The organism is Cellulomonas oligotrophica (assembly GCF_013409875.1).
GTDB lineage: Bacteria > Actinomycetota > Actinomycetes > Actinomycetales > Cellulomonadaceae > Cellulomonas > Cellulomonas oligotrophica.
On the sequence record NZ_JACCBK010000001.1, the window covers coordinates 4,040,187 to 4,055,570 of the forward strand.

Annotated in this window: 13 protein-coding genes; 11 read left to right on the plus strand and 2 right to left on the minus strand. The window is 74.9% G+C overall.

The window, feature by feature from the left end; genetic code table 11:
- Nucleotides 1-6: 6 nt before the first annotated feature.
- The 8 genes from BKA21_RS18570 to BKA21_RS18605 all read left to right on the plus strand — a co-directional run bounded on the left by BKA21_RS18570 (nucleotide 7) and on the right by BKA21_RS18605 (nucleotide 9,434).
- Nucleotides 7-1,443: a gamma-aminobutyraldehyde dehydrogenase gene (locus BKA21_RS18570; RefSeq protein ID WP_140460443.1), complete on the plus strand. Its 1,437-nt coding sequence runs from the start codon at nucleotides 7-9 to the stop codon at nucleotides 1,441-1,443.
- Between the two features lie 151 nt (nucleotides 1,444-1,594).
- Complete coding sequence (locus BKA21_RS18575) at nucleotides 1,595-2,806, plus strand: polyamine ABC transporter substrate-binding protein (RefSeq protein WP_179625408.1); 1,212 nt, start codon at nucleotides 1,595-1,597, stop codon at nucleotides 2,804-2,806.
- Nucleotide 2,807: 1 nt separating this feature from the next.
- Nucleotides 2,808-3,983 carry an ABC transporter ATP-binding protein gene (locus BKA21_RS18580; protein ID WP_239072957.1) on the plus strand — a complete coding sequence of 392 codons (1,176 nt, stop codon included), beginning with the start codon at nucleotides 2,808-2,810 and terminating at the stop codon, nucleotides 3,981-3,983.
- Nucleotides 3,980-4,894, plus strand: a complete 915-nt coding sequence (locus BKA21_RS18585; protein WP_140460444.1) for an ABC transporter permease — start codon at nucleotides 3,980-3,982, stop codon at nucleotides 4,892-4,894. The genes BKA21_RS18580 and BKA21_RS18585 overlap by 4 nt, the downstream gene beginning before the upstream one ends.
- 5 nt (nucleotides 4,895-4,899) lie before the next feature.
- Nucleotides 4,900-5,694, plus strand: a complete 795-nt coding sequence (locus BKA21_RS18590; protein ID WP_140460588.1) for an ABC transporter permease — start codon at nucleotides 4,900-4,902, stop codon at nucleotides 5,692-5,694.
- Between the two features lie 158 nt (nucleotides 5,695-5,852).
- Nucleotides 5,853-7,175 (plus strand): M50 family metallopeptidase, encoded by a 1,323-nt coding sequence (locus tag BKA21_RS18595; RefSeq protein WP_140460445.1) that lies wholly within the window; start codon nucleotides 5,853-5,855, stop codon nucleotides 7,173-7,175.
- A gap of 144 nt (nucleotides 7,176-7,319) precedes the next feature.
- Entirely contained in the window at nucleotides 7,320-8,456 is a 1,137-nt protein-coding gene (gene ispG, locus BKA21_RS18600; RefSeq protein ID WP_179625437.1) for a flavodoxin-dependent (E)-4-hydroxy-3-methylbut-2-enyl-diphosphate synthase, read from the plus strand.
- An 87-nt stretch (nucleotides 8,457-8,543) separates the two neighbouring features.
- Nucleotides 8,544-9,434, plus strand: a complete 891-nt coding sequence (locus tag BKA21_RS18605) for a GNAT family N-acetyltransferase (protein WP_140460447.1) — start codon at nucleotides 8,544-8,546, stop codon at nucleotides 9,432-9,434.
- 64 nt (nucleotides 9,435-9,498) lie between these two features.
- On the opposite strand, the gene BKA21_RS18610 is transcribed toward BKA21_RS18605, so the two are convergent.
- Nucleotides 9,499-10,389, minus strand: a complete 891-nt coding sequence (locus BKA21_RS18610) for an Fpg/Nei family DNA glycosylase (RefSeq protein ID WP_140460448.1) — start codon at nucleotides 10,387-10,389, stop codon at nucleotides 9,499-9,501.
- Between the two features lie 88 nt (nucleotides 10,390-10,477).
- Between BKA21_RS18610 and BKA21_RS18615 the strand changes: the two genes are divergently transcribed.
- The gene (locus BKA21_RS18615) at nucleotides 10,478-12,274 is read left to right on the plus strand and encodes a proline--tRNA ligase (protein ID WP_140460449.1); all 1,797 of its coding nucleotides are present in this window, start codon (nucleotides 10,478-10,480) and stop codon (nucleotides 12,272-12,274) included.
- Between the two features lie 53 nt (nucleotides 12,275-12,327).
- On the opposite strand, the gene BKA21_RS18620 is transcribed toward BKA21_RS18615, so the two are convergent.
- On the minus strand, nucleotides 12,328-13,551 hold the full coding sequence (locus BKA21_RS18620; RefSeq protein ID WP_140460450.1) for a DUF4439 domain-containing protein: 1,224 nt from the start codon (nucleotides 13,549-13,551) through the stop codon (nucleotides 12,328-12,330).
- 171 nt (nucleotides 13,552-13,722) lie between these two features.
- Here BKA21_RS18620 and rimP point away from each other — a divergent pair, with 171 nt between their 5' ends.
- Nucleotides 13,723-14,265: a ribosome maturation factor RimP gene (gene rimP, locus BKA21_RS18625; protein ID WP_140460451.1), complete on the plus strand. Its 543-nt coding sequence runs from the start codon at nucleotides 13,723-13,725 to the stop codon at nucleotides 14,263-14,265.
- 1 nt (nucleotide 14,266) lies between these two features.
- Nucleotides 14,267-15,343 carry a transcription termination factor NusA gene (gene nusA / locus BKA21_RS18630; RefSeq protein ID WP_140460452.1) on the plus strand — a complete coding sequence of 359 codons (1,077 nt, stop codon included), beginning with the start codon at nucleotides 14,267-14,269 and terminating at the stop codon, nucleotides 15,341-15,343.
- Nucleotides 15,344-15,384 lie beyond the last annotated feature (41 nt).

Sequence of the window (15,384 nt, forward strand, 5' to 3'; positions counted from 1 at the left end):
GCCGGCGTGACCACGACCCTCGAGCTGACCAACCTCGTCGACGGCGAGCCCCGCCCCGCCCGCGACGGCGCCACCACCCCCGTCGTCGACCCGAGCACGGGCCAGGAGTACGCCCGCGCCCCGCGCAGCGGCGCCGCCGACGTCGCGGACGCCTACGCCGCGGCCGACCGCGCCGCCGTCGGCTGGGGCCGCACCACCCCGGCCGAGCGCCAGCTGGCCCTGCTTGCGCTCGCGGACCTCGTCGAGGAGCACGCCGACGAGCTCGTCGCGGCGGAGTCGCGCAACACCGGCAAGCCCCTGCACCTGACGGCCGCCGACGAGGTGCCGCCGTGCGTCGACCAGCTGCGCTTCTTCGCCGGGGCCGCGCGCGTGCTCACCGGCCTGTCCGCGGGGGAGTACACGCCCGGCCACACGTCGTGGGTGCGCCGCGAGCCCGTCGGCGTCGTCGGGCAGGTCACGCCCTGGAACTACCCCCTGATGATGGCCGTGTGGAAGATCGCGCCCGCGCTCGCGGCAGGCAACACGATCGTCCTCAAGCCGTCGGACACGACGCCCGTGACGACGCTGCGCCTGGCCGAGCTGGCCGCGCAGGTGCTCCCGAAGGGCGTGCTCAACGTGGTGTGCGGCGACCGGGACACCGGCCGTGCCGTCGTCTCCCACCCGCGCCCGGACATGGTCGCGATCACCGGGTCGGTCCGCGCCGGCGCCGAGGTCGCCCGCGCCGCCGCCGACGGGCTCAAGCGCGTGCACCTCGAGCTCGGGGGCAAGGCGCCGGTGCTGGTCTTCGACGACGCCGACCTGGCCGTGGCGGCCGCGGGGATCGCGGACGCCGGCTACTACAACGCGGGGCAGGACTGCACCGCGGCCACCCGCGTGCTGGTGCACGAGAAGGTGCACGACGACTTCGTCGCGGCGCTCGCGCAGGCGGCCCGCGAGCGCCGCACCGGGGTGCCGACGGACTCCGACGTGGCGTTCGGCCCGGTCAACAACGCCGCGCAGCTCGACCGGGTCACCGGGTTCCTCGACCGGCTGCCCGCGCACGCCCGCGTCGTGGCGGGCGGCGAGCGGCCCGACGGGCCGGGCTGGTTCCTCGAGGCGACGGTCGTCGACGGGCTGCTCCAGGGCGACGAGGCCGTCCAGGAGGAGATCTTCGGCCCCGTGGTGACGGTGCAGACGTTCGCCGACGAGGACGAGGCGCTGCGCCTGGCCAACGACGTGCGGTACGGGCTGTCGTCGTCGGTGTGGACCGCCGACCACGGCCGGGCGATGCGCGCGTCGCGGGCGCTGGACTTCGGCGTGGTGTGGATCAACACCCACATCCCGTTCGTGGCGGAGATGCCGCACGGCGGCTTCAAGCACTCGGGGCACGGCAAGGACCTGTCCATGTACGGCTTCGAGGAGTACACGCGGATCAAGCACGTGATGTCGGCGTTCGAGGGCTGAGGCCACCGTCTGCGCGGCCGAATGTTCCAGGGATGCAAACTTTTCGTTGCCGCGAGCGCAGATCACCACGAATTCCTTGTGTCGGGCGCGGTCGCTACGACACGATCCGGTCAGCCCGGCGCCCCGTGCCGGCTCGTCGAGAGGAGACGACGTGAGCGACCGCCGCCCGCCCGTGACCGACCCCGTGGTGCGCGACCTCGTGCGCCTGGCCCGGGCGTCCGTCTCCCGCCGACGGCTCCTGGCCGGTGCCGCCGGGGCGGTGGGCACGGGTGCCCTGCTCGCGGCCTGCGGCACCGGGGGCGCCCCGACGTCGGCCGGGGGAGCCAGCGCGTCCGCGGGCGGGGCCGTGCGGTGGGCGAACTGGACCCAGTACCTCGACCAGGACGAGAGCGGGACGAGCTTCCCGACGCTCGAGGCGTTCACGGAGCAGTCGGGCGTCGAGGTCGCCTACGCCGAGGACATCGAGGACAACGACACGTTCTACGGCAAGGTGTCGGGGCAGCTGGCCAACGGCCAGGACATCGGGTACGACGTGGTGACGCTGACGGACTGGATGGCGGCGCGCTGGATCCGCCAGGACTACGCCGCGCTGCTGGACCGGGAGAGCATCCCGAACGCGGCCAACATCCTCACCACCCTCCAGGACGTCGCGTTCGACCCGGGCCGCAACCACTCGCTCACGTGGCAGTCCGGCATGACGGGCATCGCGTGGGACAAGGAGAAGATCCCCGGCGGGCTGCGGTCGGTGTCGCAGCTGTGGGACCCGCAGTACGCGGGCCGGGTCGAGGTGCTCTCGGAGATGCGCGACACCATCGGCCTGCTGATGCTCGACCAGGGCGTGTCGCCGGCCGGGCCGTGGACCGACACGGACTGGACGGCGGCCCTGGAGGTTCTCGAGGCCCAGCTCGCGTCGGGCCAGATCCGTCAGGTCCGCGGCAACTCCTACACCCAGGACCTCGCGTCGGGCGACGCGGTGGCGTGCATCGCGTGGTCCGGGGACATCACGTCGCTGAACTACGAGTTCGACGGCCGGTTCGGGTTCGCGGTGCCCGACGCGGGCGGGATGCTGTGGAGCGACAACCTCATGGTCCCGACGCCGTCGCCGCGCAAGGCGGCCGCGGAGCAGCTCTTCGACTACTACTACGACCCGCAGGTCGCCGCGCAGGTCGCCGCGTGGGTCAACTACGTCACGCCCGTGCAGGGGGCGCAGGAGGCGATGCTCGAGATCGACCCCGCGCTCGCGGAGGACCCGATGATCTTCCCCGACGACCTCGTCCTCGAGACCGTGCACGTGTTCGGGAGCCTGACGGCCGACGAGGAGGAGCTGTACAACGGGCGCTTCCTCGACGCGATCGGCGCCTGAGGTGGCCGCCGTCGAGGAGGCCGTGGCACCGGTGCGCACGCAGCACGGTGCCGCGCTCGAGATCGCGGGGGTCACCAAGCGGTTCGGCGGGTTCGTGGCCGTCGACGACCTCACCCTGACCGTCCCGTCGGGCAGCTTCTTCGCGCTGCTCGGCCCGTCGGGGTGCGGCAAGACCACGACGCTGCGCATGGTCGCGGGGCTCGAGCGTCCCACCGCGGGGACGATCAGCCTGGCGGGTCGCGACGTGACGGACGCGCCGCCGCACCGGCGCCCGGTGAACACGGTGTTCCAGAGCTATGCGCTGTTCCCGCACCTGAGCGTGGGGGAGAACGTGGCGTTCGGGCTGCGCCGGACCCGGGCCGCGGAGGTCGCGCGCCGGGTCCGTGAGGGCCTGGAGCTCGTCGAGCTGGCGCACCTGGCGGACCGTCGCCCGGGCCAGCTGTCGGGCGGTCAGCAGCAGCGGGTCGCCCTGGCCCGGGCGGTCGTCAACCGGCCGGCGCTGCTGCTGCTGGACGAGCCGCTGGGCGCGCTCGACCTCAAGCTGCGCCGGCAGATGCAGCTCGAGCTCAAGCGGATCCAGTCCGAGGTCGGCCTGACGTTCGTGCACGTGACCCACGACCAGGAGGAGGCCATGTCGATGGCCGACACCGTGGCCGTGATGAACGGCGGGCGGATCGAGCAGATGGGCGCCCCGGCGGACCTGTACGAGCTGCCGCGCACCGCGTTCGTGGCGAACTTCCTCGGGCAGTCGAACCTCGTGCCGGGCACCGTGGTGGAGACCGGCGACGACGTGCTCGGGGTCGACGTGGCCGGGCAGCGGCTGCTGGTGCGGGCCGACCGTGCGGTGCGCACGAGCGGCGACGTCCTCGTGGGCGTGCGCCCGGAGAAGGTCCGCCTCCTCGACGCGGACGCCGGGGCGGACGGCCCCGGGCCGGACGAGGACGTGCTGGGACCCGGCACGGTCGTGGACGTCGCGTTCACGGGGGTCTCGACGCAGTACCAGGTGGTGCTCGACGGCGGCCTGGGCACGTTCGGCGTCTTCGCCCAGAACCTCGGGGGCGGCACCCGGGCGCCGGGCGACCGCGTCCGCCTGGCGTGGCGGCACGGGCACACGTTCGCGCTCGACGGGCACGACGCGCCCGCCGCGGGCACCGTCGACCTGGACGGCGAGCCGTGAGCCTCACCGCGGCGCTCGGCCAGCGCGGCACCACGCCCGCCCCGCCGCCGACCGCGCGGCGCAGCGGCTACCGCGGCCTGGTCGTCCCCGGAGTGCTGTACCTCGTGGCGTTCTTCGTCGTCCCCGTCGCCGCGCTGCTCGCGACGTCGCTGTACACGTCCGTCCCGGGCGGCGAGCTGGGCCAGTACGCGCCCGCGCTGCGGTGGCAGAACTACACCGAGGCGCTCGCGCAGTTCTGGCCCCAGCTGCTGCGCTCGTTCGGGTTCGCGCTCGTCGCGACGCTGGCCACCCTGGCGATCGGGTACCCGATGGCCTACCTGATCGCCGTGCGCGCCCGCGGTCGTCCGACGCTGCAGGGCGTGCTGCTGGTGCTCGTCGTGGCGCCCTTCTTCACCAGCTTCATCCTGCGGACCGTCGCGTGGAAGCAGATCCTCGCCGACGACGCCGCGGTCGTGGCCGCGCTGCGCTGGCTGCACGTGCTGCCTCCCGACGGCCGTCTGGCCGCGACACCCGCGGCCGTCGTGATCGGCCTGACCTACGCGTTCCTGCCGTTCATGGTGCTGCCGCTGTACGCGGCCCTCGAACGCCTCGACCCGCGGATGCTCGAGGCCGGCGCCGACCTGTACGCCTCGCCGGTCACCACGTTCCGGACCGTGACGCTGCCGCTGTCGATGCCCGGCGTCGTCGCCGGGACGCTGCTGACGTTCATCCCCGCGACCGGGGACTACGTGAACTCCTCGCTGCTGGGCAACAACACCGACACCACGATGATCGGCCAGGTCATCGACGGGAGGTTCTTCCGCGTGCTCGACTACCCGACCGCCGCGGCGCTGTCGGTCGTGCTGATGGTCTCGATCCTGCTGCTCGTCACCGCGTACGTGCGGCGCACCGGCACCGAGGACCTGGTGTGAGCGGCCTGCGCACCGCCCGGCCCGGGGCGCTCGTGGTCCCGCTGTTCGCCGGCCTGGGGTTCGTGTTCCTCCTCGTGCCCGTGGCGTACACCGTGCTGTTCTCGTTCAACGACGCGGGCAAGACCAACCTCGTGTGGCGGGGGTTCACCCTCGACGCGTGGCGCAACCCCTGCGGGGCGCCGCAGGTGTGCGAGGCCCTGGGCAACTCGCTGCGGGTCGGCCTGCTCGCCACCCTCGTCGCCACGACGCTGGGCACGATGCTCGCGATCGCCCTGGTCCGGGCCCGGTTCCGCGGGCGCAGCGCCGTCAACCTCCTGGTGTTCCTGCCGATGGCGACCCCCGAGGTCGTGCTCGGCGCCGCGCTGGTCGCCCAGCTGCTGTCGCTGCGGGTGCCGCTGGGGTTCGGCACGGTCGTCGCCGCGCACGTGCTGTTCTGCATCAGCTTCGTCGTGGTCGCCGTCAAGGCCCGGGTCGCGAGCCTCGACCCCGCCCTGGAGGAGGCGGCTGCCGACCTGTACGCCTCGCCCTGGCAGGCGTTCTGGAAGGTGACCTTCCCGCTCCTGCTGCCCGGCATCGGCGCGGCGGCGCTGCTCGCGTTCTCCCTGAGCTTCGACGACTTCATCGTCACGAACTTCACCTCCGGAGGGTTCGTCACCTTCCCGAAGTTCGTCTACGTGTCCGCCACGCGCGGGATCCCGCCCCAGGCCAACGTCATCAGCTCGGCGATGTTCGCGATCGCGCTGGTCCTCGTCGTGGGCACCCAGGTCACCCAGGCGGCCAGGCGCCGCGCGGCCCGCTGACGGGACCGCCCCGGCGCCGTCGGGGCGCACCCAGCCGGCTCCCAGGCGCGGGGGTGAAGGTGGGCGTCGCGCCGGGGCGTCCGGCGTATCCTGCCGAACGCGCGGACCCGTCCTGCCGGCTCCCGGCGGACCCGCGCGCCGGACCCTGAGGAGGACGTGTGGCCTACGTCATCGGCGTGCTCGTGTTCGTCCTCGTGCTGCTCGCGTCGATCGCGCTGCACGAGGTCGGGCACATGGTGCCCGCCAAGCGGTTCGGCGTGCGCGTCAGCCAGTACATGGTCGGGTTCGGCCCGACGCTGTGGTCGCGCACGCGCGGCGAGACCGAGTACGGCGTCAAGGCCATCCCGCTCGGCGGGTACGTGCGCCTCGTCGGCATGTACCCCACCTCCGACGCCGTCGGCGCCCGCGAGCCCCGCTCGTGGTGGCAGCGCGTGGCCGCCGACGCACGCGACGTCAGCGCCGAGGAGATCCGCCCCGGCGAGGACCACCGCGCGTTCTACCGGCTCTCCACGCCGAAGAAGCTCGTCGTCATGCTCGGCGGGCCCACGATGAACCTGGTCATCGCGTTCGTGCTGCTCGCCGTCGTGCACGTCGGCATCGGCGTGCCCGGTGCCTCCACCACGGTCGCCGCGGTGCCCGAGTGCGTGGTGCCCGCCGACGCCCCCGCCGACCGCGAGTGCACCGACGCCGACCCCCCGACGCCGGCGCTCGCGGCCGGGCTGCTGCCCGGCGACACCGTCGTCGCCTACGACGGCACCGACGTCGAGGACTGGGCCCAGCTCACCGGGCTCATCCGGGCCACCGGGGACCAGACCGTGACGATGGTCGTCGAGCGCGACGGCACCGAGGTCGACCTGACCGTGACGCCCGTCGTGGCCGAGCGCCCCGTCGTGGACGACGACGGCCTCGTCGAGACCGACGCCTCGGGGGACGTCCGCACCGCCGAGGTCGGGTTCCTCGGGATCCGCCCCGCCGACGAGCTGCAGCGGCAGTCCGTCGCTGAGGTCGGCGTGCTCACCCTCGAGCGCACCTGGCGCACCGTCGAGGTCGTCGCGACCCTGCCCAGCCGCATCGGCGAGATCGTCACCACCACCGTGACGGGTGCCGAGCGCGACGCCACGTCGGTCGTGGGCATCGTCGGCGTCGGGCGGTTCGCGGGCGAGATCGCGTCGGTCGAGGGCGAGGGCATCACGAACGCGACCCGGCTCGCCGGCATGCTCGAGATGCTCGCGATGCTCAACGTCGCGCTGTTCGTGTTCAACCTCGTGCCGCTGCCGCCGCTGGACGGCGGGCACGTGGCCGCCGCGCTCTGGGAGGGCGGGCGGCGCCAGGTGGCGCGCCTGCGCGGCCTGCCGAGGCCCGGCCCGTTCGACACCGCCCGCCTCGTGCCGGTCGCGTACAGCGTGTTCGTGCTGCTCGCGGGCGTGGGGCTGCTGCTGGCGTGGGCGGACGTGTTCAACCCCGTGCGGGTGTTCGGCTGACCGGCGCGCCCGGCACCCGCCCGTCGACCAGCAGGCGGGCGTGTGCACGTCGGGTGACGGCTCGGTGAGCACCCGCCCGGCCGCTGCGGTGCACCCCGCGGCAGGTGGGATGATGGACGGGTGACCACCCCGATCAACCTGGGCATGCCGCAGGCGCCGGTGCCCGTCATCGCGCCCCGCCGCAAGACGCGCAAGATCCGTGTCGGCAAGGTCGAGGTCGGCGGCGACGCCCCGATCTCGGTGCAGTCGATGACGACGACGCCGACCACCGACATCAACGCCACGCTGCAGCAGATCGCCGAGCTCACCGCCTCGGGCTGCGACATCGTGCGCGTGGCCGTCCCGTCGCAGGACGACGCCGAGGCGCTGCCCGCCATCGCGCGCAAGTCGCAGATCCCCGTGATCGCGGACATCCACTTCCAGCCCAAGTACGTGTACGCCGCGATCGACGCCGGCTGCGCCGCGGTCCGCGTCAACCCGGGCAACATCCGCAAGTTCGACGACCAGGTCAAGGAGATCGCGCGCGCCGCGGCCGACGCCGGCGTCTCGATCCGGATCGGCGTCAACGCCGGCTCCCTCGACCCGCGGCTCATGGCCAAGTACGGCAAGGCCACCCCGGAGGCGCTCGTCGAGTCCGCCGTCTGGGAGGCGTCGCTGTTCGAGGAGCACGACTTCCACGACTTCAAGATCTCCGTCAAGCACAACGACCCCGTGATCATGGTGCGCGCGTACGAGCTGCTCTCCGAGCGGGGCGACTGGCCGCTGCACCTCGGCGTCACCGAGGCCGGGCCCGCGTTCCAGGGCACGATCAAGTCCGCGACCGCCTTCGGCGCGCTGCTCAGCAAGGGCATCGGCGACACGATCCGCGTCTCCCTGTCCGCGCCGCCGGTCGAGGAGGTCAAGGTCGGCAACCAGATCCTCCAGTCGCTGAACCTGCGGCCCCGCAAGCTCGAGATCGTCTCCTGCCCGTCCTGCGGGCGCGCCCAGGTCGACGTGTACACGCTCGCCGAGCGCGTCACCGCCGGCCTCGAGGGCATGGAGGTGCCGCTGCGCGTCGCCGTCATGGGCTGCGTCGTCAACGGCCCCGGCGAGGCCCGCGAGGCCGACCTCGGCGTCGCCTCCGGCAACGGCAAGGGGCAGATCTTCGTCAAGGGCGAGGTCATCAAGACCGTCCCCGAGGCGATGATCGTCGAGACCCTCATCGAGGAGGCCATGCGCCTGGCCGAGTCGATGGACCCGGTCGAGGCCGGCCAGGGCACCCCCGTCGTCTCCGTCGGCTGACGCCCCGACGTGCGCGCAGGTGCCAACGACGCGCGCAGGGGCGTGCCGCACCCGGCACGCCCCTGTGACGTGGGGCACAATCAGCGCATGGCACCGCGAACGACCACCGCGCGGGCGCGGGTCCTCACCGACGAGGACGTGCCCGCCGCGCTCGCGGTGTGCGCGCAGGACCCCGTCGCCGCCGTCCTGGCCTCGCACCGGCTGGAGCACGCCGCGGTAGCCGGCCTGCGCCGCGCCGGCGGCGAGGTGTGGGGCTACGCCGAGGACGGCGTGCTGCTCGCCGTGTGCTGGGCCGGTGCCAACCTCGTCCCCGTGGTGCCGGAGGGCGACCCCGCGCTGCTGCGCCGCGCCGTCGAGGCGTTCGCCGACCTGGCCCGCGACCGCGGCCGGCGCTGCTCGTCCGTCGTCGGCGCCGCCCGGCCCGTCCTCGACCTGTGGGCGCTGCTGCGCGGGGCGTGGCCCGTCGAGCGCGAGGTCCGCGCGCACCAGCCGTCGATGGTGATCGACACCGCGCCGTCGGTCCCCGCGGACCCGCGCGTGCGCCGCTCGACGCCCGACGAGTACGACCTCGTGCTGCCCGCGTGCATCCGGATGTTCACCGAGGAGGTCGGGTACTCGCCCGCCTCCGGCCCCGGCGGGCCCTACGAGGCGCGCGTGCGCACGCTCGTCGAGCAGGGGCGCTCGTTCGTGCTCGTGGACCGCGCCGGGACCGGCTGGCGCCGCCCCCGCGTGGTCTTCAAGGCCGAGGTTCCGGCGGTCGCGCTCGGCGTCGCCCAGGTGCAGGGCGTGTGGGTCGAGCCGGAGCGCCGCGGCGAGCGCCTGTCCGAGGGCGGCATGGCCGCTGTCGTCGAGGCGACGCGGCGCGAGATCGCGCCGACGGTCTCGCTCTACGTGAACGGCTACAACACCCGGGCCGTGCGCGCCTACGAGGCCGTGGGCTTCCGCCAGGTGGGGGAGTACGCGACCGTCCTGTTCTGACGGCGCGACGGACCGCCGACGGGCGCCCGCAGCGGCGGCGCGACCAGCCAGGCTGCGCGACGTGTCACCGCAGGAGGCGGGACATGCGGCGGTCGGCGAGCGGGCGCCCGCCCGTCTGGCACGTGGGGCAGTACTGCAGCGAGGAGTCCGCGAACGACACCTCGTGCACGGTGTCGCCGCACGGGCTGCCGTCCCAGCCGGGGCAGGCCTCACCCGTGCGCCCGTGCACCCGCATGCCCCGGCGCTTGGCGTCCTTGAGCTCGGCCGCCGGGCGCCCCGACGCCGTCGCCACCGCCTCGGCGAGCACGTCCCGGACCGCGGTGTGCAGGGCCGCGGTGCGTGCCGCGTCGTACGAGCGCGTGGGGGCGAACGGGCTCGTGCGCGCGACCAGCAGGATCTCGTCGGAGTAGGCGTTGCCGATGCCCGCGATCGTCGACTGGTCCCGCAGCAGGCCCTTGACCTGCTGGTTGCGCCGCGCCAGCAGCTCGCCCAGCACGGCCGGGGTGAACGCGTCGGACAGCGGCTCCACCCCGAGCGTCGCGATCTGCGGCACCAGCGCGGGGTCGGCCACCACGTGCACGGCCAGCCGCTTGCGGGTGCCGGCCTCGGTGAGGTCGAACCCGCTGCCGTCGTCCAGGCCCACCCGCAGCGCGAGCGGAGAACGCCCCGGCCGCGCCGGCCGCTCGGGCAGCGTCTCGTACCAGCGCACCCACCCGGCGCGCGAGAGGTGCCACACCACGTGCAGCGGACCCTCGTCGGGGGCGTCGACGACCAGGTCCAGCCACTTGCCGTGCCGCTGCACGTCGGTGACGACGGCGCCGCGCAGCGCCGTCGGCGGCGGCCGGAACGTCTTGAGCGCGCTGATCGCCGCGACCTCGACGCGGGTCAGCGTGCGCCCCACGGCCCGCCCGCGCAGGAACTGCGCGAGCGCCTCCACCTCCGGCAGTTCGGGCACCCGGCCATCCTGGCGCACGCCCGCGCACCGCGCAGCAGGCACGCGGGACGTGCGGGGACCGGGCCCGGCGCGCACTAGGCTCGCCCCCATGCTCCTGCGCATGTCCACGCTGTTCGTCCGCACCCTGCGCGAGGACCCCGCCGACGCCGAGGTCGCCAGCCACCGGCTGCTCGTGCGTGCGGGGTACATCCGCCGCGCCGCCCCCGGCATCTACACCTGGCTCCCGCTCGGCCTGCGCGTCCTGGCCAAGGTCGAGGCCGTGGTGCGTGAGGAGATGGCCGCGATCGGCGCCCAGGAGGTGCACTTCCCGGCGCTGCTGCCGAAGGAGCCCTACGAGGCGACCGGCCGGTGGACCGAGTACGGCCCCAACATCTTCCGCCTCAAGGACCGGCGCGACGGCGACTACCTCCTCGCCCCCACGCACGAGGAGATGTTCACGCTCCTGGTCAAGGACCTGTACTCCTCGTACAAGGACCTGCCGCTGGCGCTCTACCAGATCCAGACCAAGTACCGCGACGAGGCCCGCCCCCGTGCCGGGCTGATCCGCGGGCGCGAGTTCGTCATGAAGGACGCCTACACGTTCGACGTCGACGACGAGGGGCTCGACCGCGCCTACGAGGCCCAGCGGGGTGCGTACCAGCGCATCTTCGACCGCCTCGGGCTCGAGCACGTCATCGTCGCCGCGACGTCCGGGGCGATGGGGGGCTCGCGCTCGGAGGAGTTCCTCACGCCCACGGCCATCGGCGAGGACACGTTCGTGCGCTCGCCCGGCGGGTACGCCGCCAACGTCGAGGCCGTCACCACCGTCGTCCCCGACCCGGTCGACTGGTCCGACGCCCCCGCGGCGCACGTCGAGGACACGCCGGGCACGCCGACGATCGAGTCCCTCGTCGCCGTCGCGAACGAGCGGCAGCCCCGCGCGGACCGGCCCTGGACCGCCGCGGACACGCTGAAGAACGTCGTCCTGGCCCTCGTGCACCCCGGCGGGGAGCGCGAGCTCGTCGTCGTCGGCCTGCCCGGCGACCGCGAGGTCGACCTCAAGCGCCTCGACGCCGCCGTCGCCCCGGCCGAGGTCGAGCCCGCCGGCGACGCGGACTTCGCCGCGCACCCCGAGCTGGTCAAGGGGTACATCGGGCCCCGCGCCCTCGGGCCCAACGCGCCCACGGGCGCCGACGGCGAGCGGACGGCCGTGCGGTACCTGCTCGACCCGCGGGTGGCCCCCGGGACCCGGTGGATCACGGGTGCCGACGAGCCCGGCAAGCACGTGTTCGACCTCGTGGCGGGCCGCGACTTCACCGCGGACGGCACCGTCGAGGCGGCCGAGGTCCGCGCCGGCGACCCCGCGCCCGACGGCTCCGGCCCGCTCGAGCTCGCCCGCGGCATCGAGATCGGCCACATCTTCCAGCTCGGCCGCAAGTACGCCCAGGCGCTCGGCCTGACCGTGCTCGACCGCAACGGCAAGCAGGTCGTCGTCACCATGGGCTCGTACGGCATCGGCGTCACGCGCGTGCTGGCGGCGCTCGCCGAGGCGAACCACGACGACGCCGGGCTCGCCTGGCCCGCGCACGTGGCACCCGCGCACGTGCACGTGATCGCCACCGGCAAGGACCCCGCCGTCTTCGAGGCCGCCGAGGCGCTCGCCACGACGCTGTCCGCGCGCGGCATCGAGGTGCTCTACGACGACCGGCCGGGGAAGGTGTCGCCCGGCGTGAAGTTCGCGGACGCCGAGCTGCTCGGCGTCCCGCTCGTCGTCGTCGTTGGCCGCGGCCTGGCCGAGGGCCTCGTCGAGGTCCGGCCCCGCGTCGGCGGGCAGTCCGAGCAGGTGCCCGTGGACACGGCCGCCGACCGCGTCGCCGAGCTCGTCGACGCGCTGCTCGCGGGCTGAGCCGCGTCGGTCCGACCGGGACGTCCGCCGAGGGCGCCCCGGTCGGACCGGTCTCAGCCGTCGGTGCCCGGTGCGGCGTCGGTGGCGTCGTCCGTCGCGGTGCCGGTCGCCGCGAGCTCCGGCATGCCGGGGAACGGCACGGGGGCCGCGCCCCAGCGGGACGCCGCCGTCGTGGCCGTCGCGAGCTCGGCCAGCAGCGGTGCGCGTGCCCCGGCCGGCGTCGTGGCCAGCGCCGCCGACGCCGCGTCCGCGACCGTCGTCTCCAGCCGCCGCGCGAGATCGGTGAGCACCGCCCCGTCCTGCAGCTCCGCGGGCAGCGCGTACGACGCCCGACGGGGGTCGCGCGCCGTGCCCACCAGACCGGCGGCCTCGGCGTGGTCGGTCGCCGCGGCGCGGTGGCGCGAGGCCGCGGCCAGCGAGGCCTCGCGGTCCGCCCCGTCGAGGCGCGCGGCCAGGACCTCGAACCCGAACCCCGCCTCGTCGTGCGCGAGCACGAGCGCCACCAGCGCCTCGGGGTCCGTGCCGGAGGTCGCCGAGGGGTCGGCCCCCGGCGTCGGGCCCGCGGCGCCGGAGACGTCGTCGGACGGGTCGTCCGACGGCCCGGCGGTCGCGTCGTCGGTCGGCGCGTCGGACGTCGCCTCCGGGACAGGGACGCCGAGCGCGTCGGCGAGGCGCGACGCCAGGGTGCCGCGCGCGACCGCGACCGAGCCGACGAGACGCCCCAGCGTGCCGTCGGAGGCCGTGTCGGCGTCGGCGGACGCGGTCGCGCCCGCGTCGACGAGGTCGGCCAGCACGTCGTCCGGGTCCGGGACGGCCGTCGGGGACGGCGCGGGCGCGGTCGTCGAGACGGTGGGTTCGGGCAGCCCCGAGTCGTAGACGCCGCCCAGGGCGTCGGCGTGCGCGACCGACCACGTGCCCGCGTCGGTCAGCACGGCCAGGACGTCGTCGGCCGCGTCGGAGCCGGCGAGCGCGTCCGCGGCGTGCGCCAGGGCGAGGGCGTCGTCCACCGTCCGGGCGCGGACCTGCTCCAGCGCGTCGGGGGACGGCTCGAGCGGCGCCGGGGTCTCCGCGCGCAGCCCGCAGGCCCCGAGCACGAGGGCGCCGACGACGACGAGCGCCGAGACGACGGCCGGACGACGGCCGTGCGCGCCACGGCTCGCACCCGCGGGCACGGGCGCTCCCGTCGTCGGGGGAGCGGGTGCCGGGGCGGTGGTCGGGGCCGTGGTCGGCGGGCGGGACCACGGACGGGTCCGGGAGCGGGGCGGGGCGTCGTCCATCGGGCGTGATCCTCCCACGCGCGGACCGCCCGTCGGGGTGAGGACGCGGCGTGCGTCCGGCCCGTGGCGGGCCGGGCCCGCGGAAGTCGTTACGCTGGTCGCACACACAACGTCACAAGGGTCGTCCTCCGCGCGTGAGGGCCCGCGAGGGAGCCGACAGGAGGCCGCGTCATGGTCGCGCCATCGTCCGCCGCACGGGTGCGTGAGGTCGTCGACCCCGCCGTGCGCGGTGCCGGGCTGCTGCTGGAGGACCTGGAGGTCGTCCGGGCCGGCGCCCGTTCGGTCGTCCGGGTCGTGGTGGACGTCGACGACGCCGACGCCGAGCTGGACCTCGACCGGGTCGGCGAGGTCACGCGGGCCGTCTCGGACGCGCTCGACGCGTCCGACGCCGTGCACGGGCACTACACGCTCGAGGTGAGCAGCCCCGGCGTGGACCGGCCGCTGACGCAGCCGCGGCACTGGCGGCGCGCGACGGGCCGGCTCGTCGTGCTCACGCGGGCGGACGGCACCTCGGTGCGCGGACGCCTGCAGGACGCGGGTGCCGGCGACGCGCCGACGCTGGTCGTCGTGCCCCTCGGGGTGCCCGCCAAGGGCCGTCCCGTGCGGGAGGGCGCCCCGGTCGAGGTGGTGTGGGCCGACGTGCGCGCCGGGCGCGTCGAGGTGGACATGAGCGGGCTGGGGCCCGCCGACGACGACGGACCTGGAGAAGGCTGACGTGGACATCGACATGGCGGCGCTGCGCCTCATCGAGCGCGAGCGGGAGATCGACCTCGGCGTGCTCGTCGAGGCGATCGAGCAGGCGCTGCTCTCGGCCTACCACCACACGCCGGGTGCGCAGCAGCGTGCCCGCGTCGAGGTGGACCGGCGCAGCGGGCACGTGACCGTGTGGGCGCGCGAGCAGCCCGACCCGGAGGACCCCGAGGCGGCGACGCCGGAGTTCGACGACACCCCGGCGGGCTTCGGGCGCATCGCGACCGCGACGGCGCGGCAGGTCATCGTGCAGCGGCTGCGCGACGCCGAGGACGACCAGGTGCTGGGCGCGTTCCGCGGGCGCGCGGGCGAGGTGCTCGGCGGTGTCATCCAGCAGGGTCGCGACCCGCGCACGGTCATGGTCGACGTCGGCGGCGTCGAGGCCGTGCTGCCCGCGCACGAGCAGGTGCCCGGAGAGAAGTACGTGCACGGCGAGCGTCTGCGGGCCTACGTCCTCGACGTGGCCCGTGGCCCCCGCGGCGCGCAGATCACGCTCTCGCGCACGCACCCGAACCTCGTGCGGCGGCTCTTCGAGCTCGAGGTGCCCGAGATCGCCGACGGCACGGTCGAGATCATGGCGATGGCGCGCGAGGCCGGTCACCGCACCAAGATGTCGGTCCGCGCGAACGTCGCGGGCGTCAACGCCAAGGGCGCGTGCATCGGCCCGATGGGCGGCCGCGTGCGCGCCGTGATGGCCGAGCTGCACGGCGAGAAGATCGACATCGTCGACCACTCCGACGACCCGGCGCAGATGGTCGCGCACGCGCTGTCGCCGGCCCGGGTGCTGCAGGTGACGGTCGTCGACCCGGTCGCGCGGGCCGCCCGTGTCGTCGTGCCCGACTACCAGCTGTCGCTCGCCATCGGCAAGGAGGGGCAGAACGCCCGCCTCGCCGCCAAGCTCACGGGCTGGCGGATCGACATCCGGTCCGACGCCCAGGACCAGGACGGCGACGCGGCCCCCGCGCCCGACGAGCGGCCCGCCGACCGGGCGGACCAGGCCGCGCGCAGCGGGCAGGACGGGCGCAGCGGTCACACCCGGTGACCCGGCGCGGTAGACTCTCCGAGGCTGGGCCGGACGACCGG

Coding starts and splice junctions, on each gene's coding strand:
- BKA21_RS18605 (WP_140460447.1), top strand. CDS start 8,544: ATGGCACCGCGAACGACCACCGCGCGGGCGCGGGTCCTCACCGACGAG.
- rimP (WP_140460451.1), top strand. CDS start 13,723: ATGGTCGCGCCATCGTCCGCCGCACGGGTGCGTGAGGTCGTCGACCCC.
- BKA21_RS18615 (WP_140460449.1), top strand. CDS start 10,478: ATGCTCCTGCGCATGTCCACGCTGTTCGTCCGCACCCTGCGCGAGGAC.
- BKA21_RS18620 (WP_140460450.1), bottom strand. CDS start 13,551: ATGGACGACGCCCCGCCCCGCTCCCGGACCCGTCCGTGGTCCCGCCCG.
- ispG (WP_179625437.1), top strand. CDS start 7,320: ATGCCGCAGGCGCCGGTGCCCGTCATCGCGCCCCGCCGCAAGACGCGC.